Raw genomic sequence first — 962 nt, 5'->3', positions numbered from 1 at the left:
TCATCAACGGCACCGAGCGCGTCGTCGTCTCGCAGCTGGTTCGCTCGCCGGGCGTCTACTTCGACAAGACCCCCGACAAGACCAGTGACAAGGACATCGTCTCGGCCCGCGTCATCCCGTCGCGCGGCGCCTGGCTCGAGTTCGAGATCGACAAGCGCGACCAGGTCGGCGTGCGCATCGACCGCAAGCGCAAGCAGTCGGTCACCGTCTTCCTGAAGGCCCTCGGCCTCACCAGCGAAGACATCCTGAACGAGTTCGCCGGCTTCACCTCGATCGAGGAGACGCTCGAGAAGGACACGATCCTCACCAAGGAGGATGCGCTCCGCGACATCTACCGCAAGCTCCGTCCGGGCGAGCAGGTCGCCGCCGAGGCCGCTCGTGCGCTGCTGGACAACTTCTACTTCAACCCCAAGCGGTACGACCTCGCCAAGGTGGGTCGCTACAAGATCAACCGCAAGCTGGGCCTCGAGGGCGAGCTGACCGACTCGGTGCTGACCGTCGACGACATCGTCGCGACGATCAAGTACCTGGTCCGCCTGCACCGCGGCGACACGACCTTCACCGGCACCCGCGCCGGCAACGAGGTCGAGATCCGCATGGACGTCGACGACATCGACAACTTCGGCAACCGCCGCATCCGCGCGGTCGGCGAGCTCATCCAGAACCAGGTCCGCACCGGTCTGTCCCGCATGGAGCGCGTCGTCCGCGAGCGCATGACCACGCAGGACATCGAGGCGATCACGCCGCAGACCCTGATCAACGTGCGCCCCGTCGTCGCCGCGATCAAGGAGTTCTTCGGCACCTCGCAGCTGTCGCAGTTCATGGATCAGAACAACCCGCTCGCGGGCCTGACCCACAAGCGCCGTCTGTCGGCCCTCGGCCCCGGCGGTCTCTCCCGTGAGCGCGCCGGCGTCGAGGTGCGCGACGTGCACCCCTCGCACTACGGCCGCATGTGCCCGATC

General features: G+C 66.7%; 1 pseudogene. It reads left to right on the top strand.

What is annotated here, in order from left to right:
• Nucleotides 1–962, top strand: a pseudogene (locus tag B3S45_RS14440) (DNA-directed RNA polymerase subunit beta); the annotation flags it as partial.

Origin of the sequence: Microbacterium sp. UBA1612 (assembly GCF_002321605.1) — a bacterium.
GTDB classification, from domain to species: domain Bacteria; phylum Actinomycetota; class Actinomycetes; order Actinomycetales; family Microbacteriaceae; genus Microbacterium; species Microbacterium luteum.
The sequence above is the reverse complement of the archived record's forward strand: the minus strand, read 5'-3'. Positions and strand labels throughout refer to the sequence as shown.